This window comes from Paenibacillus rubinfantis (assembly GCF_001486505.1).
In the GTDB taxonomy this organism is placed as follows: Bacteria; Bacillota; Bacilli; order Paenibacillales; family Paenibacillaceae; genus Fontibacillus; species Fontibacillus rubinfantis.
This window is the reverse complement of sequence record NZ_LN909064.1, coordinates 214,493-234,964: the sequence shown is the minus strand read 5'-3', so window position 1 is coordinate 234,964 and position 20,472 is coordinate 214,493. Positions and strand designations below refer to the sequence as shown.

Here is a 20,472-nt window from a genome sequence, read left to right as displayed (position 1 = left end):
TCGCTACGCCTCTTTTGTTTTCGCCGCTCGCATTAGGATCTTAACGACCTCATTCAGGAGCAACGGGATCAACGCCAGCAGAATCACTAAACCCCAATCCGCCAAGCTGAGATTCTGCACCTTAAACGCCGCGGCCAGGAACGGAATGGAGATCGATAGGAACTGTAGCAGCAATCCGGCTACGACCGCTCCAACGAGCAGCAGGTTTGAGAATAACCCAATTGTGAAGATCGACTTGGTTGCGCTGCGCTTGGAGAAGGAGTAAAACAGCTGCGACGCCGCCAGCACCACGAACGCCATCGTCCGGGCGTAAGTCATCACGTCCTCGGGAATGTTGTCGGAACGTAGCCCATAGCCATGTTCGCGTAGCCCTACGTAAAAAGCCACCAGCGTCAGCGCCCCGATCAACAATCCTCCCAGCACCGCCTGCAATGCCGCCCCTCCGGCAAAGAAACCTTCCTTCGGATCGCGTGGTTTGCGCTTCATCACGTCCTTCTCGCCAGGGTCCACCCCCAATGCAATGGCCGGCAGCGTGTCGGTGACCAGGTTGATCCAGAGGATCTGGGTTGCCAGGAGCGGCAAAGGCCAGAAGAAGAGAATGGAAGCGAGAATCGCCACGATCTCCCCGAAATTGCAGGCCAGCAGGAACGTCACCGTCTTGCGAATATTCGCGTAAATGTTCCGCCCTTCCCGGATCGCTTGGACGATCGTCGTAAAATTATCGTCGGTCAGGATCATATCGCTGGCGCCTTTGGATACATCCGTACCGGTAATCCCCATAGCGACCCCGATGTCGGCCGTCTTAAGCGAAGGCGCATCGTTAACGCCGTCCCCGGTCATCGATACGATATTGCCTTTCGCTTTGAAGGCTTTGACGATCTTGACCTTATGCTCAGGGGAAACGCGGGCAAACACGCGGATGTTGTTGATCTTCTGAGCGAAGGCTTCGTCCGAAAGCTCGTCGATTTCCGCCCCGGTCATACTCTGCTCCAAGGAGCTGGCGATCTCCAACTCCTTGGCGATGGCCACCGCGGTATTGCGGTGGTCGCCCGTGATCATCACCGGTGTAATCCCCGCTGCTTTCGCTTCGCGAATCGAATCCTTCACCTCGATCCGCGGCGGATCGATCATGCCAACGAAGCCCAGGATCGTCAAATCCTGCTCCATCTCCTCCGGCGGCAAGACGCGGTCCGTATCCTTGTAGGCCGCCCCCAGCACCCGGAGCGCATCGTCCGACATCACCTCGGCCGCCTGCAAATACCGCTGCTTGAGCTCCTCGGTAAGCGGAACGACCTCCCCGTTCAGCACGGCGGAATTGGAAATGCGCAGCAGCTGGTCGATCGCCCCTTTGGTATGGACGCGATATCCCTCCCGCGTTTGGTTGAGCGTGGACATTAGCTTGCGGTCGGAATCAAACGGCTTCTCGGATACCCGCTTGTATTCCGCTTCCAGCGATTTTTTCAACAGTTCATATTGTTCTCCGTAAGCAACAAGGGCGATTTCCGTCGGGTCGCCGGTGCCCTGGCCGTTCTCATACGTGGCGTCGGAACAGAGCACAAACGTCTTGATCATTTCAAGCGGTGCCTCGTCGCCTAAGGGCTCTGCGGTAAAATGCTTGACAACCGTCATTTTGTTTTGCGTCAGCGTCCCGGTTTTGTCGGAGCAGATGATATTCACCGAACCTAACGTCTCAACCGCAGGCAGCTTCTTCACGATCGCGTTGACGCGGGACATCCGGGTGACGCCTAGCGCCAGCACGATCGCCACGATCGCCGGCAGCCCTTCTGGGATGGCGGCAACCGCAAGGCTGATCGCCGTCAGGAACAGCTCGAACAGGTCCCGTCCCTGGATCAAGCCGATCACGAAGATCACGACACAGATGCCGATGGCGATATAACCCAGCATTTTGCCCAGCTCTTCGAGCTTCTTTTGCAACGGGGTCAGCTCATGGGTATCTTCGTCCAAAATCTTGGCGATTTTGCCCATTTCGGTGTTCATCGCCGTCCCAACGACCACCCCTTCGCCGCGGCCATAGGTCACAAGCGTGGACATAAACGCCATGTTACTCTGATCCCCGATAGGCGTCTGAGCTTCTTGGTGCAGGTCCTCCGCGTTCTTGTCGGATGGAACGGACTCCCCGGTCAACGCGGACTCCTCAATTTGCAGGTTGGCGCTTTCGAGCAGTCGAAGATCCGCCGGGATGAAGCGTCCGGCATCCAAAATCACAATATCGCCCGGGACGATCTCCCCGGAATCGATCTCCTTGACGTCGCCGTCTCGCCGCACCAGCGTTTTAGGCGTCGTCATTTGCTGCAGTGCCTCGATCGCTTTCTCCGCTTTCTGCTCCTGAATGACCCCAATGATCGCATTCAACAGGACAACGGCCAGAATGATAACGGCATCCATATATTCCCCAACGATGAGCGTAACGACGGCGGCGCCAAGCAGCACATAGATCAGCATATCCTTAAGCTGGGCGAAGAACAGCGACCACAAGCTGGGTTTGGGCTTGCCTTTAATCTGGTTCGGCCCGTACGTAGACAGACGCTTCGCGGCTTCTCCCGAGGAGATTCCGGCCGCGGAATCCACCTGCAGCTCTTGCAGGACGGCCTCCCGGGTTTTGGTATGCCACATCGACAGCACCTCTTTATTTAAATTTGGTAGGCTTTGACCTACCATTATTGTAAACCTAATCCACGGGAATTTATGAGAAAAAGTGACCCTCCCATCCATCGATATCCCGTCACGAATTTGCCATAATATGAAGGACCCCGTTTCCACCCCAACAAGGTGAAAAAAAGCCCGGGCTATGCTACAATACTGGAATGTTAAACGGGTACGTTTAGAGGGATGTATTTTAGGAGGGTAATCAATTTCATGTTAATCATAGGTATCGCCGGTGGCACCGGATCCGGGAAAACAACGGTCGCCCGCTCGGTTATCGGCCAGCTGGACACGGATAAAGTCACGTTTATCTCGCAGGACAACTACTACAAGGATCAATCTCACCTCAGCATGACCGAACGGGAGAAAACGAACTACGACCATCCCTTCGCCTTCGATAACGAGCTGATGGTGGAGCACTTAACCCAACTCAAGAACGGACAAGCTGCTTATGCGCCGGTGTACGATTTTACGATCCACACCCGTTCGGACAAGACGGTGAAGCTGCAGCCCAACAACATTATTATCGTTGAGGGGTTATTTGTCCTGTATGACGAGAAGCTGCGGGAGATGCTCGACATTAAAGTGTTCGTGGACACGGACTCCGACGTGCGCATCCTCCGGCGTGTGCTGCGCGACATGGAGGAACGCGGCCGTTCGATCCATTCGATCCATCAACAGTATCTTGCAACGGTGAAGCCGATGCATGAAGCGTTTATTGAGCCTTCCAAAAAATACGCCGACCTCATTATCCCCGAAGGCGGGCATAACGAAGTGGGCATCCAAATGCTGACCATCCTGACGGAGAAGCACCTTTCCGGCGGAAGCCAAGCTTAAGGAGACGGTTCCTGCCGTAGCGTCTCTTATCATTTCATTACGAAGAACACCTGCACAGGTTGCGGGTGTTTTTTAGTTGCACCGAATTCAATCGCTTCGGGCCGTGTGTCGTCGTTTGACCGCCTGCACGGCTGAGGCAATCACCAGCAACAGGGGAATGTAGGCGAAGGTCAAGGTGCCGCCAAAGAGCATGATGATATTCTCCAGCCGCTCGATGCGCACAGGCGATCGCACCCAAAGTACTGCGACGATCATCACAAGCAAGGTGACCCATAACGCCCATTTTTTCGGGAGCTTTAACGTTTGGTTCAAAATCCGCGCTCCCGCCCAAATCGATATGCAACATCCGGGGAAGATCACAAACAACCAATTAAAGATATAAATATAGTCAAATCGCTCCACAATCGTGTAACGAATAATCTTGGAGAGGATCAGCGATGGCCAAACGGTATGCCTCAATTGCTGCATGTTAAAATAAACGAACGTGCCCACCAGGATGACCATATAGATGACCGTGGAGTGAAATACCGCGAGATGCGCCCATTTTTGGGCTTTGGTGTTGTTTTTGATAAAGGGATAAAAGAACAAGAGGAACTCGGGTCCCAAGTAGAGATTAATCGAATGGATGGCCGACTGGGCATAATCCTCCAGCCTGTGGTTCCATAAAGGAAGCAAGTTCAGCCAGTGGGCGTATTGCAGAGGAAAATACAAGGTTGGCAGGATCAGACTGGGGATCAAGACACAAACAAGGCAGATGCCGGTAATGACGCGAAACCCGCCCGAAACGATATACCCCGCAACCGCAAAAATGATTAACGCAGATTGCCAAAGCGGTGCATCAGGAAATACCCAAACATGAAGGATTTCCCCATACTGACGGATCTGCCCCGCACAGAACAAGACGCAATAAACGAACAGGAGCCCGGATGCGCAGGTCCCCGCGATGGGCCCAAACAGTTGGCGGTGAAGGGACAGGATATCCCCGCCATCGGCCATTCGCAGCAGACGGAACATCATCCAAACCACCAAATGCATACAGACGCCAACGAAGAGGACGGATACCCAGGCATCCTGCTCCGCCCCGTGCACGATCTTTTGCTGATAATTCAAGATGCCTATCCCGGTCTGGACAGCGTGAACCAGGAACCAGGTAAAGTAGCCCGACACTTGATTGCTTTCCTTGACGGTACCGCTCATCCGACTCCCTGCCTTCTTTTCTAGTTTCCGATCCCCGATTCTTTCAGGGTAATTTCGGTATGAACCTCAAAGTGCATCTTCGGATAATCCCTCTTATAAAAAGCTTCTTCCTCCCAAGACCGGTGATGCGCCCGGACAAAATCGCCTACCCCGAGCGGATCCACGCCATTGTCCCGTAGCAGGGTTATCAGTTTCCTGGCGCCTTCATCAATTTGCTGCTCCATGGCAGACACGATCTCTTTGAAAGGCCCTGGATCCCGCATATTCATTCCCACAGGAGGGTCCTTCAACATGCCTTCCAGATGCAGATGGATCGTTAATTTCATCGCATCGCCTTCCCGAGACAATCGCAATACCGGCATGCCCTTAAACACACTAAAGGCGGCCACCTCATACCCCCCTTGCCTTGCGGGTACGGATACCGGAAGATCCCCGCCCGTTCCTCGACCTTTCAGCATCTTGAAGAGTAACGTCTCCTTGGGTCTAAGCACTAATTTTAAGCGGTCATTCTGAAAGATGCCGAGGCCTGTCAGTTCGATCTTACCCTCGTGATTCTCACTTAGTAGAGGGGCAAAGGGATCCCTTCCCTCGCCGTAATAGTTGTACAGAAAAATATGCAGATTGTTCAGCGGCACGTTATCGGATTTAACATTCTGCTCGATTAAGTAATAAGGCAGCGTCTCTCGACTTTTCCCCTCCAAATTCCGGAATAACCGTTCAGGAGCCTGCTCAGAGATCGCCACAATCATGCTTGTACTGATCAGCGGATTTCGGCAAAAGGTATGCAATAAGTGGGCGATTCCCTGCTCGGCCATATGCCGGTCTAAAACCAGCAGCCGCAATTTCCCCAAATGAATCGGATGGGGCGACTGCATATTCATTTGGCTAAGCAGAAGCTCCATGTTCTCGCCTTTCCCCTGAAGGGACATGATTTGGTCGCCCTGCAAATGATTCAGGTACAGACCAACCGCCTGGTATTGCTTGTTATCTCGGTTCACCCCCAGCACGGAGAGGATCTTGATGTTGTCAACGATCCGGGTTTGGCTGCAGCCCGTCAGAAGTAGAGCCAGAAGAAGGAAAGCCGAAACGATCTGTAACCACCATCGGCACTGATACCGCTTATTCCACATCGCGATCCTCCTTTCGGGAACGAGGGCGATAACGAAACCCCGACAAGGGACGGAGAAACAGGTTTCGATGATACGAGTATTGATAGGAGGCGCGAATCACGCTGTCGTCCAAATTCCCCTTGCGGAAGGGATACAGCGGGACAACATAAGGCATCCCCAGCGATTTAAGCCGGATCAAATGTCCCATCATCAACAGAAAACCGGCCGTGATGCCAAGCCCTCCCCAAAACGCCGACAACAAAACGAAGGGAAACCGCAGCAACCGGATGGTATTGGCCATTTTATAGTTCGGGGTCGTAAAGGAAGCCAACGCCGAAAGGGCCACGATAATCAGCAGGATATTGCTGGATAACGCCGCTTGTACCGAGGCTTCGCCGATCACGATCCCGCCAACGATGCCCAGAGTCTGGCCGATTTTAGACGGCAGGCGCGCGCCCGCCTCCCGAAGCAGGTCGATAGTAATCTCCAGAAAGATGACCTCCACCACAGGCGGAAACGGCACATGAATACGCGATTGGATCAGCGGCCCCAGGATGCTTTCCGGAATCACTTCATAATGAAACGTCATCACCGCCACGTACATCGGGGTGGCAAAGATCGAGAACATGACGCTCAACAGGCGGATCAGACGAAAAAAACTCCCCAATACCCAAGGCATGTAATAATCCTCCGGGGACGCGAAAAACCCCAGAAAATTGGCTGGGGCTGCCATCGCGTAGGGGGAGCCATTCGAGAACACCACGACCTGTCCAGAGGTAATCGCATATACGATCCGATCGATCCGTTCGGTGGAGAGGAACAAAGGAAACAAGGTGTTGGAGTCGTCCGACAGGATTTCCTCCAACTGGGAGGTATCGTACAGCGCCTCAATATCAAAGGCTTGGAGGCGTTGCCTCATCGTCTGGACGTACTCCTTGTTCGTCACCCCCTCCAGATAAACGAGCGCAACTTGGGTTTTGGAGTGCGATCCGATCGTCAGGGCTTCGATGATCAACCGCGGCGTCGGAAGCTTTTGCCGCAGGAGATGCAGGTTGGTATCCAAGTTTTCCACGAATCCGGCTTTAGGTCCAATCACGCTGGACTCGTTCTCCGTATCGTTACTCTGACGCTGCCCCGATTGGCTGTTTACCAGATTTGCCAGGAGATATCTGCCACCCGCTGACCTTATCCGCAGCAGGACGAACCCCTCCATGATCTTGGTAACAGCCTCGGACTCCTCGTCCGTCTGGGTCACCTCGGCAAACGGAAGAAACTCCCGAATCCCCTCCGGGTGTTGAAGCCGGTCCCGATGCTGCTGAAGGGCAGGCAGCAGAAAATGCGTCACTTTGTCCGTCGACACCAGCGAACGGTAGAAGGCGATTTGAAGCAAGCCCTCGTCGTCCTCAAAGGGGGAAAACTCATGAAAATCACTGGATTTTCGGGCCAGCTCCAGGGTGAAGCGCCCTCCGTCTTGCCGCTTCTTTTCGTCGGAATGGTCCACAAGCATCTTCCTTCATTGCAATGATTTTCCTATAAGTTTCCGCGGGGGGACGGGTTTTATGCAAATGTTGCGAGTTAGAGCGTAACGCGTGGCTTATTGCAAACCACCTGCACATCCGAGGTGTATAAATATGCAAAATCGCGTGTCCTACGGTTTGATGGATCCCGTGATTCGCAGTATGATAAAAAGGCTGAGACTGGAAAATAGGAGGATGGAGAGAACCGGCAAACTTTTCTGGGAGAGGACGGGATGCCCGATGCGGGGAAAAACCTTGCTGCTTGGCCACATGAAGTCGCATTTGCCGCTGTATGTGACGGCCGCGTTATGCCTGACGGCCGCCAACGTGACGTATTCGTATTTTCCAAAGGTACTGGGGGATTTCACGGATCACCTCCAGCAAGGCGGGCTGACGCGAAGCGGTGTGGGCCGATACGCGCTCATTCTGGCCGCCATCGCCGTCGTCTACGGCCTGTGTTTTGGACTCGGGCAATACATCAACCATCGCCTGGGGCGAATGTTCGAATTTCGCGCCCGGATCCAATTGTTTCGGCATTTTACTCAATTAAGCGAAGCGTTCTTCTCGAAAAACGGGATCGGCAAGCTGCTCAGCTACGTGATGAATGACGTCACCGGCGTGCGGGAATCGATCGCCAACGGGTTGAACCAATTAACCAATGCGTCGGTGTTGTTGATTTCCGTCATTACGATGATGACGGTCAGCGATATTCCGGCGCTTTTGATCGTGGTTTGCGTAGTGCCGCTGCTCGCCATCCCGTGGATCGTGATCGGTTTCGGTCCCAAAATCCGCGACAACTCGCGGAAGGTGCAGGAGTCGTTAGCGGCGATGACCGAAGCGGCGGAGGAGCAGTTTGAAGGCATCAAAGTGACGAAGAGCTTTGCGACCGAAGAGATCGCCCGCGCCCGGTTCGGCCAAACGGTCGACCGCATCCTGAGCAGCCAGCTGTCGCTGGTGCGCATGAGTTCGCTGTTCCAGGTGCTGCTGCCGTTTACCGGCGCGATCTCGATGGCCGTCGCCATCGCTTACGGCGGCCTGCTCGTCGCGCGCGGCGAGCTGTCGCTGGGCAGCTTCGTCGCCCTGACGTTGTACCTGCGGATGATCATGAACCCGCTTCGGCTCATCGGCAACGTCATCAACTTCATGCAGCGGGCGCGGGCTTCGCTGGACCGGCTGAACCGCTTGTTGTCCGTGACGCCGGACATCCGCGACGAAGACGGAGCCTTGCTGCTGCCGGAGGACGCGCAAGCCTTGCGCATCGACATCCGCGGCTTAACATTTACCTATCCGGACGCCGCACGCGAGTCGCTGAAGGATATCCATCTCCGGCTCAACCCTGGGGAAACGCTGGGCGTGGTGGGCCGGACCGGCAGCGGCAAAACCACGCTTGTCAAGCTGCTGCTGCGGGTCTACGACCCGCCTCGCGGCACGGTCTTCATCGGCGGCCGCGACGTCCGCAGCCTGACGTTGGAGAGCCTGCGCACCCGCATCGCTTACGTGCCGCAGGACGGCTTCCTGTTCAGCACGACGCTGCGGGATAACATCGCCTTCTACGACCGGACGTCGGAGCTGAGCGCGATTGAGGCGGCCGCTAAATTGGCCGATCTCTACGATAACGTCGCCGGCTTCCCGAAGCGATTTGACACCGAGCTGGGCGAACGCGGCCTCACGTTGTCCGGCGGACAACGCCAGCGGACCAGCCTGGCCCGGGGGCTGATCAAGGACGCCCCGATTCTTCTGCTGGACGACAGCGTCAGCGCCGTTGACGCCGTAACGGAGACGCGGATCCTATCCCGTCTGCGCAAAGCCCGGCAGGGCAAGACAACCTTGATCATCGCCCATCGCATCAGCGCGGTGAAACACGCCGACCGGATCCTCGTGCTGGACGATGGGCGGATTGCCGAGCAAGGCACCCATGAAGAGCTGCTGCGTGCCGGGGGCTTGTACGCCAGTCTGTATCACCTCCAGGAAGGAGGCGACAGCGATGCCGTCTAACTCGGAAGCGGCGGACACCCGCAAGAAATACGAGATCACCCCGGAGCAGCGGCGAAAGGCGTTTACGGCGTTGCTCGCTTATGCCAAACCGCATCAAAAGGCGTTCCTCGCCGTATTTGGCTTTGCTTTCCTGGCCATTTCCGCCGACTTGCTGCAGCCGTTCCTGATTAAATACGCCATCGACGAAAAGGTGCTGTTTGGTGCCCATGGCCCTAGCATCCTGTTGGGTCTGGCTTTGGCCTACCTTGCACTTGAGGCCGTGAGCGGCGTCTTCTCTTATTGGCAAGCGAACCTATTGCAACGGGCCGGGCAAAGCATTGTTGCCGTGCTGCGCAAGGATTTATTTAAGCAGATCACGAGGCAGTCGATGTCCTTCTTCGACCGCAACTCCGCCGGCGGCCTCGTTACAAATGAGTCCAGCGACACGGAGACGATCAACCAGTTTTTCACCCAAGTACTGCTGAGCTTGGTGCGCGACGGATTATCGCTGATCCTGGTTGTCGTATTTATGTTTGCGCTGGACGTGAAGCTGGCTTTATATTGCTTGATTCTTTTTCCGATCATTACCGTGATCGCCGTTGCGTTCCGCAAGTATCTGCGCACCAGCTATCAGCGGGCCCGCTCCCTGCTGTCCCGGCTTATCGCGTTTACGGCGGAAAATCTGAACGGCATGAGCTTGATCCAGTCGTTCCATCAGGAAGGGGAACAGATCTCCCGCTTTGGGGAGCGGAACTCGGCGTATTTAAAAGCCAACCTGCGGGAAGTGCGGGCGACCGTCCTGTTCAACCGATCCTTTGATATCCTCGGCAATTTATCGGTGGCTTTCGTGGTTTGGATCGGCGGCTCTGCGGTGCTCGGAGAGCGCATCGAATTTGGCGTGCTGTATGCCTTTATCAGCTATATCCGCCAGTTCTTCCAGCCGATCAACCAGATTACCCAGCAGTGGAACACGCTGCAATCTACGATCGTGTCGGTCGATCGGCTGTGGCGGATTTTCTCCTCCGAGCCGGAGGTGAAAGACCCTGTGCCGAAGGAAACCCAGCCGATGCTGGCTCCTGCCGTGCGCGGGCGGATCGATTTCAATCACATTCGCTTCTCGTACACGGAGGGGCAGGAGGTGTTGCACGGCCTCGACCTCCACGTCCGAGAAGGCGAATTCATCGGCATCGTCGGCACAACTGGCGCAGGCAAGAGCTCGCTGGTGAACCTGCTGACGCGGTTCTATGACGTGGACGATGGCAGCGTCGAAATCGACGGCACGGATATCCGCCGTCTCCCGCAAGCCTCGCTGCATCGCATCGTCGGACTGGTGCAGCAGGACCCGTTCCTGTTCGCCGGGTCCATCATCGACAACGTCCGCCTCTTCCGCGAGGACATCAGCCGCGAGGAAGTGATCCAGGCCTGCCGCCGGATCGGCGCCGAGCCCATGATCGCGCGGCTGAAGGACGGCTACGACACCCGGCTGTCCAACCGAGGCAGCGGGCTGTCCGCCGGAGAGCGGCAGCTGATCTCCTTCGCGCGGATCCTGGCTTTTCGACCGAACATCCTGATTCTCGATGAGGCGACAGCCAACCTGGATTCGCAAACGGAGCAGTTGATCCAAAACGCGCTGAACGTGGTGTCTGCCGGACGGACAACGCTGGTCATCGCGCACCGGCTGTCCACCGTGCAGCAGGCCGACCGCATCCTCGTCATCCGGGACGGCCGCATCGCCGAGCAGGGCACGCACGAGACGCTGCTAGTCCAGGGCGGCTACTATGCAGAGCTGGTTCGCCACTCCCGGCAAGACCGCTCGGAATTGCAGCACCTTGCGCAGCATAGATAATGAAGGGCCGGCCCGTTCCATCGGGTCGGCTCTCTTTGGGATAAACCGCACCTCCCCACCCGGTTCGCAATACTATAGGTGTAAAGTCTATGTTGGGTGGGTGACCTGCAGATGATTTACACCGCGCTTGGGGATTCCATTACGTATGGCGATAACGCTTCCTCGCCGAGATTGGCATATCCCCAGTTGGCCGTATCAACTTATAATCGTTCAAACCCCCGCATGATCAGGGGTTATGTATTGGCCCGTTCCGGCTGGACCAGCAGCAATCTGCTGGACGCCGTGCTGTGGCAGGGATCGGAAATGATTAAACGCTCCTCGGTCGTATCGGTTTGGATCGGCGGCGTCGATTTGGCCAATGCGGCGATTACGCCGCTTGTGAATGGCGGGCCGTTTCCGAATATGGAGATGCTCCTGCAGTTCCGCCGAAATCTAAGCGCCATCCTGGAGCATATCCGCAAAATCAGCTCGGCCCGGATCGTCTGCTGCACGCAGTATAATCCGTTTCCGAGCAGCTCGATCGCGGTCGAGTGGATCAGCCGTCTGAACCAGACGACCCAAACCATCGCCGCGGCCCACGGCGCCAAAATCGCACCGGCGCACAAATGGTTCGAAGGCAAGCAAGCCGAACTGATCGACGGGTACCGGGGAGGCCAGCTGGAGGATATCCTCGGCGGCACGCTGCCGATTCATCCGAACGACCGGGGCCACCGAGTTATCGCAAACGGGCTTGCCCCGTATCTTTTTCCGAAAACCAACGTCTCTTCGAAAAAAAAATAACCGGGATGCATTCCGCATCCCGGACTTACCGCTTACCTGCACGGACTTCTCTTCTCCGGCATTACTTATCTGGCGACTTCGTCTTCCGTGACATCGTTGAAGAACTTAAACGCGTAGATAGCGCAAATGCCAACGATGGTATAGATCACGCGCGACAGGGTTGAGTCTTGCCCGCCGAAAATGCTCGCTACCAAATCGTATTGAAAGAGCCCTATCAACAACCAGTTTAACCCGCCCACAATCAGTAAGGTGAGCGCTACAACGTTCAACGTTTTCATTCCGGGCCAACTCCTCGGTCGAAAATTTTTATTCATTAGTTAAATTTCCAAGTTGCCCAAATTTTATGCAGGTGTGGGCAAATATCACGAATCGGCCAAAAACTAAGGAACAAGCACAGGCAGCGCGCAAAAATCCGAGTAAGATATAACGAGCAAAACGTCTACCGAAAAAATCTCAAGCACTGAGGTGATCCTTGCATGGCAAGTTCGGCACACATTCGCAATCGCGCGAAGCAGCTGAAAGGCCAGCCGGTTCGTGTGGTTTTGCACGACGGATCTTCTTATATCGGATGGATCGCCGGGCTGGATCCGAACGGTCTTCTTCTGTCCGTCCCTCCGCGCCATAAGAAAAAATCAAAGAAAAAAGCGGCGGCGCGCAGCAAAAAAGCCCGGGTATCGGCCTTCCAGCCGTTATTCGGCAGCGGCGTTCCGGGGAATCCATACGCAGGCACCGGCATTCGTCCAGGGGGCTGGGGTTATGGCGGCGGCCCTGGGGGAGGGTACGGTAACTTTCTTGGGAATCCCGGAAGACCGGGACCTGGGCCCGGAACCTATGGCGGCTATGGTTTCGCAGGAGGCCAGGGGCGGCCGAGAAGACCTGGATGGGTAGGCCTGGAAGGCGCAAGCGGAGAATCCGGCGGTTCACAGGAACAGGGCCTGGAAGGTGAAATCCCGGAAAGACCCCGTCGGCCCGGAATATTCGGCATGGTGCAAAAGGTCCAAAAATACATGCCCCTGATGAAAATGGGCTACAACGCCATCAAATCGATTATCCCGTTGTTTAACGGCATCAAGGCCCTGATGGTATAACCGTAAGGCAGTCGTCGCCCCTTCGACGGCTGCCTGTTTTGTCGAGGTCTTGAAATGGGAACGCTGAAAGGATGGGCGATCATAACCCCCTTACTCTCAGGCATGGAAAGGAGCACCGTATGCCGTCTTCTTATCCCTATTTGTCACGAAAACTAGTGCTTGAACCGTTTCATGACCCGGAGCTGCTGGAGGCCGTCTGGACATCCCGTTGGGGCGCGGATAATCCGATAGGTCCCCTTCGTCTGGTGCTGATGCACGCACCGGGCGAGGAAGTGCTGCAGCTCCATGATCACGCCGGCGCAATCGAATCCGGTCCCGTCCTGCTTCAGCATATCCGGGGGAAGCCAAGTAAATCCAACGGCACCGCCGCCCCCAAGCTCAAACGCTTGCAAGCGCAGCATCAAGCTTTAGCCGCCGCCCTGGAGAAGGAGGGCGTTCGGATTCTCTGGCTGGACCCGCCGGACAAGCCTTGGCCGGAAATGATGTATACCCGCGATTTGGGGATGGTTATCCCCGGCGGTGTGATTTTGTCCCGGCTTGCCTTGTACGTCCGGTATGGGGAAACGGCGCTGGCTGCCCGCACCCTTGGCGCCGCCGGCGTCCCAATCCTCGGCATGATCCAAGGCGGCGGCTTCGCCGAGGGCGGCAGCTTTGTCATGCTGGATCGGCAAACGGCGGTTCTTGGCCGGTCGGAGCGGGTAAACCCCGAAGGCATCGAGCAGGTACGCCATATTCTGTCGCTGCAGCAGATCGAACTCCTCGTCATCGATTTGCCCGCCTCGATCATTCACCTGGACGAAGCCTTCCTGATGGTCGACCGCCGCAAAGCGCTGGTGAATATCGCCTTACTGCCCTATTGGTTTCTGGAAGAGCTGCACGGACGCGGCTTCGAGCTGCTCCATGTCGATCCCCGCGATCCAGCACTAACCATCAATGGCTTAACCCTAGCTCCGGGGAAGGTTCTGTTCTCCGCAGACGGGAAGCATACGATCGACCTGCTCTCGAGCCAAGGCGTTCAGGTCATCCCCGTCGAGACCTCCGAAATCGCCAAGATGGGCGGCGGTATCCACTGCTGCACCCTGCCGTTGATTCGGGAACCGCTGCTATAAACGGATACCAACAAAAAAGAGACGCGGGACGCGTCTCTTTTCTCTTCCTTGCTTACTTGCGGCGGTTTTTCGAAAATCGGGTATACACGACCAACGCGGCGAGCATCATCGCCACAAATCCGATATTCTTGGCAGCTTCAGGTGTCATTCCAAACAATATACAAAGGTTCGAGACCAAGCTATTCGTCAGCAGCGCGATTAAAATCAGAAATATCGGACGCCACAGGTTATATCCTCTCATTCAGCGACCCACCCGCCCCTATCATTTGTTATCGTTCCTATGATTTCATATTAGAAGCATTGTAACACAATTAGAGAGCGTTTGCATTTTTTCAAGGGGGGATTTGGGGTTGTCCTCCCCGGCAGCTCGGGCCGCCCTCCGGTAAATTTTGTCATAGACAATCCCCGTGGACCGGTTTGTATAATCAGAAAGATTGTTATTTTTAGGGGAGGAGCAACAACATGTGGTTTTTATTCGCACTACTTACGTCTTTAGCGTGGGGGGGCGCTGATCTTTTCTATAAAAAGGGCAGTGACAGCCAAGACCGGTTCAGTCATCTAAAAATCGTCGTCATGGTCGGTCTGGTGATGGGGATTCACGGCACGGCTTATCTTCTGATCAAGGGGTTGTCTTTCGATCCGATGGATATGATTCGGTATTTGCCGGTATCGGCGCTGTACATCCTATCGATGGCAATCGGCTATTTCGGGCTCCGGTACATGGAGCTATCCATCGCTTCGCCGGTGCAGAACTCCTCTGGAGCGGTGACGGCGATCCTGCTGTATCTGTTTTTCCCCCGTGATCTGGGCTGGGTGGAAATTGCGGGGGTGGCGATCATCACCTTCGGCGTAGTGGGGCTGGCAATTCTGGAGAAGCAAGGGGAACGGATGGCCCTGAAGTCGGGGAAGGAGCTAATCGATGCCAAATACCAAATCGGTATGATGGCGATTACGTTTCCCCTGTTGTACTGCCTGCTTGACGGATTAGGCACGTTTGCCGACGGGATTTACCTGGACGAGCTGAAGCTGATCGGGGAAGATGCGGCGCTGCTGGCTTACGAGTTTACCTTTTTCCTGTGCGCCGCAGCGGTGTTTATTTACTTGGTTGCGGTCAAAAAACAACGCTTCAACTTCTGGGGAGAACGCGTCAAAGGGGTTGCTGCAATCTTCGAGACGGCCGGCCAATTCTTCTACGTGTTCGCCATGGCTAGCAACGCCATCGTCGCGGCCCCGCTGATCGCTTCGTACAGCGTATTTTCGGTCATTCTGTCCCGCCTGTTCCTCAAGGAACGGCTTAGTCGGCTGCAATACGCCGTCGTCGTGCTGGTGCTGATGGGGATCGCTTTGCTGGGGTTGGCGGACGAGCTGTAGGGGAATCGCGGGGCCGTGGCAAGACGGGCCATGACGTGAGTGCTCGGCAACAGCGGAATCAGGTCCTCGGCAAGGCGAGACACGGGAGCCGGCATGGTGAGACGTGAGCCATGTGAGAGGCCAAACCGAGTGACGAATGGGCCGTCCTATCCCGATCATCCGTCCGATCTTCCGGGCGCTCCTATGGTTGAGCGTGGGACGGGCGTGGGCCTAGCGATGAGCCAACCTGGGATGGGCCCAGCATTCTGGCGACAGGGGGAGCGACGAGCCTGGAACGGGTCAATCGATGAGCCAGCCGCTGTAACGGACCGTAATGACCTTATTCGCACATTTCCCGAGTATTTCCCCGTGTAACGGACTCCACGGGCCTTATTTGCCTCGGAAAGCTGCACTTCCCGGGAACTTCCCGGAAATAACGTCATCTCAGTCCGTTACGTTGCAGAAGTGCCTGATGACTCCCCTTTAACGTCTCTAGTGTCCGTTAGAACTCATATCCCGCCTTTCCTCCTATGGACTACCTTCGGTCCGCTCATGGTATACTGCTAATATTATGCCAAAAGTGAGGTCCGACATCATGTGGAAAGAATTCAAAGCCTTTGCGCTAAAAGGGAACGTGCTTGATCTAGCCATCGGGGTCATTATCGGTGCCGCCTTCGGAAGTATCGTGACCTCCCTGGTCAACGACATTCTGATGCCGGTCGTCGGGTTGCTGGTGGGCGGTATTGACTTGAAGGAGATGCAGTTCCAGTATGGGGACACGGTGCTGAAATACGGCGCTTTCCTCCAAACCGTCATCGACTTCTTTATCGTCTCCTTCTCCATCTTCCTGTTCGTCAAGGGAATTAACAGGCTGAGACGCAAAGAGAAAGAGGAGCCAAAGCCCGAAACGCCCCCCGCCCCTTCCAAAGAAGAGGAGCTGCTAGCTGAAATCCGCGATTTGTTGAAGCAAAGAGCGTTGGAGGAGAAGTGACTCCACTCCATGGAAGCAAATAAACCGCCCGAGTCATTTGCGCTCGGGCGGTTTTTCGTCTGCTTCTTTACGCCAACTTCTGCCCGCAATTCGGACAGAAGTTCGCGCCTTCGTTCTTGGCCCCGCAATTGGGGCAGAAGTTAGGGCGCTTGGAGCCCGCTTCGGGTGCGGAAGGACGCGGCGGCTGGCTCTCCTCTGATTTTTGCGACTGCGGCTGATCTTTCCCCTGACCCGGTTCCGGATTCAGGTTCTTCATCATTTCCTTGGCCAGGTTCATCCCCATCATCATACCCGCCATATCCGAAGCCGCCCCGCCGCCTTGCACCTTCCCCGAGGCGAGGCCGTCAGTCATGCTGACCTGCTGGTATTTCGGCAGATTGCCGATCATCTCATGCGATGCCGTCTTGGTGATCATATCCTGGATTTCCTTCGGATAACTGAAGCTCATCACCTGGAACCCCGTGATCGCCAGCCCATCGTCCATCACCTGCATATCGAGGTCTTCCTGAATGCCCCTCGCGATATCCACGGCATTGGCCTGCAGATTAAACATGTCCTTGCCTTCCCGGCTAATCCACTTCATCAGCAACTGGTCGAGTACGGAGGTAATGCGAAGCTTGACGTCCTCCACCAGATAGCTTTGCTTGACCCCCGCCACCTTATCGATGAGGGTCACGTAGTCATTCACCTTGAAATTAAACGTGCCGTTCGCGCGGATCGGCATCCCGCCGGGCAACTGAGGCGTAGGGATTAACACCGGATTCTGCGTGCCCCAGCGAACGGTAAACTCCTTCGTGTTGACGAACAACACCTCAACCCGCATCCCGCTGTTGAATCCAAACTTAAACCCCTTCAACGTGGATAGGAACGGCACGATCTCCGAAGCAATGTTATACTCGCCTTCCTCCTTAAAAATCCCCTCAATCTTCCCGTTATTGATGAAGATCGCATCCTGCCCCGAGCGGATGATCAGCTTACTCCCTTTTTTGATCTCACGGTTGCTCCATTTCCAGAAAATCATGTCGTCCCGGAATTCTTCCCATTCCACGACATTGGCAAATTGGCTTTTAAAAAAACTCATCGGCTTTCCTGCCCCTTCCTTTAGAATGATCCCCGGCTTCCGCTATGGGAGTGTCCGCCGCTGGTTGTACCGCCGCCTCCGCCGCCACCTCCACTGCCACCACCGCCGCTATTGTTGCTGCTCTCGATCTTCGTTTTCGTGACCGTCGTGCGGAGATAGTTGTCTTGTCGCCAAATGACGCCAGAGTCACCCGAGTCCTCATAGGTACGGCTGTTCACCGTCACCCGGCCGCCGCTCCGGAACGCCATCACACCAACGACCAACGCTCCAACGATCAACGCAATCAGAAGTTGAACGCTGGTATCAAACAGGAGATTATCCGGATTCACTCCCGGTCGGAACCCCGCATACCGGTAAACCGTGCGTATGTATTCTGCAAACGCGCCGTGATAATCGCCTGCGGTTAGCATGGGGGCGATTTTGTTGCGTATTTTGTCCAAACGGCTGTCATCCAGAACTTCCTCGCCTTTATAGAAGCCTGCCAGATATAAATCCCGATTACGCATATCCAACGTCAAAATCACGGCGTTTCCATGCGCTTTATCGTAGCCCGGGGCTCGCTCGTCATAGAAAGCCTCGGTCAGCTTCACGACGTCCTCGTCTTCGGGGTTATCCGTCGTATAGACCATGATGTCGAGTTCTCTTTTGGGCCCATATTCATTCGCCAAGGCGTCTAAATCATCAAGATATTCCGGATACAGGAGTTCGGCCTCATCGTAGATTAGCTTCTTGTGGGCTGGGGATGATTCAGCCTGAGCCGTCAATGGAGTCAGCATACTTAACGCGATTAGAATTAGGAACGAGAACGCGGCTACCCCTCGCTTGTTCATAGGAATACGCCTCCCCATACCCAGGCCACGATTTTCAGCCCCAGAAAAGATACCGCCGAAACGCCGGCAAACCATGCCGCCATTTTTCCTTTGCTTAGCGGCGGTTTCCCGACCACTTTCCCCGTCTGGCCGTTCATGGCAAAGGTGTACTGCTTGCCCTTGTAGTTGTAATAAACCATCCACACCGGCAGCAGCGAGTAGTCGGCTCGCTTAACGATCGTGTCGATCTGTTTGCCGGCATAACTTACCGTAGTGTACTCAGAAACGGTTGAAGAAATATAAGATTCGATATAAGGCATCGTTTTTTCCCGGGCTCTCGGCGTGAGCTGCTCGCTGGTATAGTTGTACTTTTCGGCAATGTAACCGGCGAGATACGGCGTCTTAAACGTCTTTAATTGATCGTAGGGAAAAGGCTCCAGCTTATCCATCAGCTGATCGTCCATTTTGGCCGAGGCATCAATCGGCAGCCGCACATAATTTAACCGAATTCTCCGGTAAAACTCGTAATAATCCGTCTCCGTGTATTGATATTCGCCTCGCCGATAGCTCCTTACCTTGGTCCCTTGCCCGCGGACATCCACGTTATTGAGTAAATCGTATAACCAGAACGGGACATACATCCCGGTGATGCCCTGAATGCGATCCGCGGTCATGAATCCGCGGGGGGTGAGCAGCCCTTTCCGGCACCATTTTTTGAAGGCTGCCATCGCCTCTTCCTTGCTGATCGCAAAAGGAATCACCCGCTGCGGGGCCAGCTTCCCGGTCAAGCGATCGCTGAGCACCACGGCGGACCCACAGAAGCTGCAGGTCGTTGCACTGGTCTCCGGCTCCGTGACGATGACCGCGCCGCAACTCTCGCAGTGGTACTCCCGGACCTCATCCTCCGCAAACACCTGCTGCTTCAGCGGGTCGGGAATTTGCTCAATATTGTCCTTGCGGCCGCAGCTCGGGCAGGACAGCATGCCCGTCGTACTATCAAACGTCATGCCGCTGCCGCAGTTCGGGCATTTGTATTCAATAACCGGCAATTCGTTCACCTCGATCCATCCGAATTCAATTTTCAGGAATCCTGTTTGTTGATTTTCGCTTTGAGCGCCGCCAGTTCGCTCTCAGGTCCAGATCCCGGGGCTTCGTCCGACTTCATCCCCGCAGCGTTGTTCTTCTCCAACTCCGCGAAGATCGCATCAAGATCATCCTCCTGCGACCCGGCCCGAAGCTCCGCCAAAGCCAGCGCTTCGTTTAGCGCTTGCTCGGCCTTGGCCTCCAGCTCGCGAAGCGCCGTTTCCGAGCCGCCCGAAGCCTGGGCCCGGCTTAGCGCTTCTGCCTCCGCCAGCTTACTCTTCAGCGTGGCTTGCCGCGCCTCCAGCTTCTGTAAATCGGAGACAAGCTTCCCCAGCATCTGCTTCATCTTGGACGAATTTTCCGCCGCTTGGTCATAAGCCGTCTGCAACCCCTGCAGCCGCTCCGCCTGCTTCGCCTTGCGCTCCAGAAACTTCAACGCGGCGGACTCATCGCCCGATCCCACGGCCTTCTCCGCGTAACGCTGCAGCTTCCGAACCTCCTCGGCGCATTCATCCAGCGCTCGCTTGGCCCGGTCCTCCTCCGCCTGAACCGCTGTCGTCTCCGCCTTGACCTGCCCGATATCCAGGCTCAATTGACGCAGGTAGGCATCCACCGTCGCCGCCGGATCCTGTGAACGCTCCAGCATGGCGGAGAGATTCGACCGCATGACATCCTTAAACCTCGACAAGATTCCCACTTCCCGTCCCTCCTTCAGATGGTCATTTACTTAATAATACATCATATCGAACCCATTGGTTTCATTGTCGCCAACGAAGGCATGGCAAAAATAAAAACGCCCCTAAGGGCGTTCTCTCGGATTCGCGCTAGCGCAAACCGTCTGAACCATGGGATAAACCGATCCTCCATGCGCATTTTCGTACTAGTGGCTCGACTCTTCTCTTTTCTCAGAGTAAGCGATCAGATTGACCTTTTCGCCGAGGGACTGCTCGATCTTCTCCTCCAGCCTCCGAATCTCTTGGACTAGCGACTCCCGTCCCTCCAGATCGGTGAACTCGTAATCCTGCTGCATGACGCAC

General features: G+C 55.5%; 19 protein-coding genes. 8 read left to right on the top strand and 11 right to left on the bottom strand.

Annotation, left to right across the window (positions count from 1 at the left end; genetic code table 11):
• Window positions 1-3: 3 nt before the first annotated feature.
• Window positions 4-2,640, bottom strand: a complete 2,637-nt coding sequence (locus tag BN3277_RS09470; RefSeq protein ID WP_187380063.1) for a cation-translocating P-type ATPase — start codon at window positions 2,638-2,640, stop codon at window positions 4-6.
• 237 nt (window positions 2,641-2,877) lie between these two features.
• On the opposite strand from BN3277_RS09470, the gene udk reads away from it, so the two are divergent.
• Complete coding sequence (gene udk / locus BN3277_RS09465) at window positions 2,878-3,501, top strand: uridine kinase (protein ID WP_059042034.1); 624 nt, start codon at window positions 2,878-2,880, stop codon at window positions 3,499-3,501.
• Window positions 3,502-3,588: 87 nt separating this feature from the next.
• On the opposite strand, the gene BN3277_RS09460 is transcribed toward udk, so the two are convergent.
• The 3 genes from BN3277_RS09460 to BN3277_RS09450 are packed head-to-tail and all read right to left on the bottom strand — an operon-like array spanning window position 3,589 to window position 7,308.
• Complete coding sequence (locus tag BN3277_RS09460; protein ID WP_059042032.1) at window positions 3,589-4,698, bottom strand: GerAB/ArcD/ProY family transporter; 1,110 nt, start codon at window positions 4,696-4,698, stop codon at window positions 3,589-3,591.
• 20 nt (window positions 4,699-4,718) lie between these two features.
• Window positions 4,719-5,828, bottom strand: a complete 1,110-nt coding sequence (locus BN3277_RS09455; RefSeq protein ID WP_059042030.1) for a Ger(x)C family spore germination protein — start codon at window positions 5,826-5,828, stop codon at window positions 4,719-4,721.
• The gene (locus BN3277_RS09450; protein WP_232436375.1) at window positions 5,818-7,308 is read right to left on the bottom strand and encodes a spore germination protein; all 1,491 of its coding nucleotides are present in this window, start codon (window positions 7,306-7,308) and stop codon (window positions 5,818-5,820) included. Before BN3277_RS09450 ends, BN3277_RS09455 begins: the two co-directional genes overlap by 11 nt.
• Window positions 7,309-7,564: 256 nt before the next feature.
• Between BN3277_RS09450 and BN3277_RS09445 the strand changes: the two genes are divergently transcribed.
• From BN3277_RS09445 to BN3277_RS09435, 3 genes are all read left to right on the top strand, one after another.
• Window positions 7,565-9,319 (top strand): ABC transporter ATP-binding protein, encoded by a 1,755-nt coding sequence (locus tag BN3277_RS09445; protein WP_059042709.1) that lies wholly within the window; start codon window positions 7,565-7,567, stop codon window positions 9,317-9,319.
• Window positions 9,309-11,144 (top strand): ABC transporter ATP-binding protein, encoded by a 1,836-nt coding sequence (locus BN3277_RS09440; protein WP_059042026.1) that lies wholly within the window; start codon window positions 9,309-9,311, stop codon window positions 11,142-11,144. The genes BN3277_RS09445 and BN3277_RS09440 overlap by 11 nt, the downstream gene beginning before the upstream one ends.
• A 111-nt stretch (window positions 11,145-11,255) precedes the next feature.
• Window positions 11,256-11,924 (top strand): SGNH/GDSL hydrolase family protein, encoded by a 669-nt coding sequence (locus tag BN3277_RS09435; protein ID WP_059042024.1) that lies wholly within the window; start codon window positions 11,256-11,258, stop codon window positions 11,922-11,924.
• A 65-nt stretch (window positions 11,925-11,989) separates the two neighbouring features.
• Here the strand turns inward: BN3277_RS09435 and BN3277_RS09430 are convergent, their stop codons facing one another.
• Window positions 11,990-12,202, bottom strand: a complete 213-nt coding sequence (locus BN3277_RS09430) for a DUF378 domain-containing protein (RefSeq protein ID WP_059042022.1) — start codon at window positions 12,200-12,202, stop codon at window positions 11,990-11,992.
• Between the two features lie 198 nt (window positions 12,203-12,400).
• On the opposite strand from BN3277_RS09430, the gene BN3277_RS09425 reads away from it, so the two are divergent.
• Entirely contained in the window at window positions 12,401-13,012 is a 612-nt protein-coding gene (locus BN3277_RS09425; protein WP_059042020.1) for a hypothetical protein, read from the top strand.
• Between the two features lie 119 nt (window positions 13,013-13,131).
• The gene (locus BN3277_RS09420) at window positions 13,132-14,121 is read left to right on the top strand and encodes a dimethylarginine dimethylaminohydrolase family protein (protein ID WP_059042018.1); all 990 of its coding nucleotides are present in this window, start codon (window positions 13,132-13,134) and stop codon (window positions 14,119-14,121) included.
• A 52-nt stretch (window positions 14,122-14,173) separates the two neighbouring features.
• Here the strand turns inward: BN3277_RS09420 and BN3277_RS09415 are convergent, their stop codons facing one another.
• A complete protein-coding gene (locus BN3277_RS09415) occupies window positions 14,174-14,362 on the bottom strand; it encodes a hypothetical protein (RefSeq protein ID WP_059042016.1) in 189 nt (62 codons plus the stop codon).
• A gap of 221 nt (window positions 14,363-14,583) precedes the next feature.
• Between BN3277_RS09415 and BN3277_RS09410 the strand changes: the two genes are divergently transcribed.
• Together BN3277_RS09410 and mscL are read left to right on the top strand one after the other, a co-directional pair.
• On the top strand, window positions 14,584-15,492 hold the full coding sequence (locus BN3277_RS09410; RefSeq protein WP_059042015.1) for an EamA family transporter: 909 nt from the start codon (window positions 14,584-14,586) through the stop codon (window positions 15,490-15,492).
• 574 nt (window positions 15,493-16,066) lie between these two features.
• Window positions 16,067-16,462 (top strand): large conductance mechanosensitive channel protein MscL, encoded by a 396-nt coding sequence (gene mscL / locus BN3277_RS09405; protein ID WP_059042014.1) that lies wholly within the window; start codon window positions 16,067-16,069, stop codon window positions 16,460-16,462.
• Between the two features lie 67 nt (window positions 16,463-16,529).
• On the opposite strand, the gene BN3277_RS09400 is transcribed toward mscL, so the two are convergent.
• From BN3277_RS09400 to BN3277_RS25750, 5 genes are all read right to left on the bottom strand, one after another.
• The gene (locus BN3277_RS09400) at window positions 16,530-17,543 is read right to left on the bottom strand and encodes an SPFH domain-containing protein (RefSeq protein WP_059042013.1); all 1,014 of its coding nucleotides are present in this window, start codon (window positions 17,541-17,543) and stop codon (window positions 16,530-16,532) included.
• A 20-nt stretch (window positions 17,544-17,563) separates the two neighbouring features.
• Entirely contained in the window at window positions 17,564-18,373 is an 810-nt protein-coding gene (locus BN3277_RS09395) for a TPM domain-containing protein (RefSeq protein ID WP_059042012.1), read from the bottom strand.
• A complete protein-coding gene (locus BN3277_RS09390; RefSeq protein WP_059042708.1) occupies window positions 18,370-19,401 on the bottom strand; it encodes a TFIIB-type zinc ribbon-containing protein in 1,032 nt (343 codons plus the stop codon). Before BN3277_RS09390 ends, BN3277_RS09395 begins: the two co-directional genes overlap by 4 nt.
• A 32-nt stretch (window positions 19,402-19,433) precedes the next feature.
• The gene (locus BN3277_RS09385; protein WP_082691394.1) at window positions 19,434-20,132 is read right to left on the bottom strand and encodes a PspA/IM30 family protein; all 699 of its coding nucleotides are present in this window, start codon (window positions 20,130-20,132) and stop codon (window positions 19,434-19,436) included.
• Between the two features lie 183 nt (window positions 20,133-20,315).
• Complete coding sequence (locus BN3277_RS25750; protein ID WP_187380055.1) at window positions 20,316-20,465, bottom strand: hypothetical protein; 150 nt, start codon at window positions 20,463-20,465, stop codon at window positions 20,316-20,318.
• Window positions 20,466-20,472: the final 7 nt, after the last annotated feature.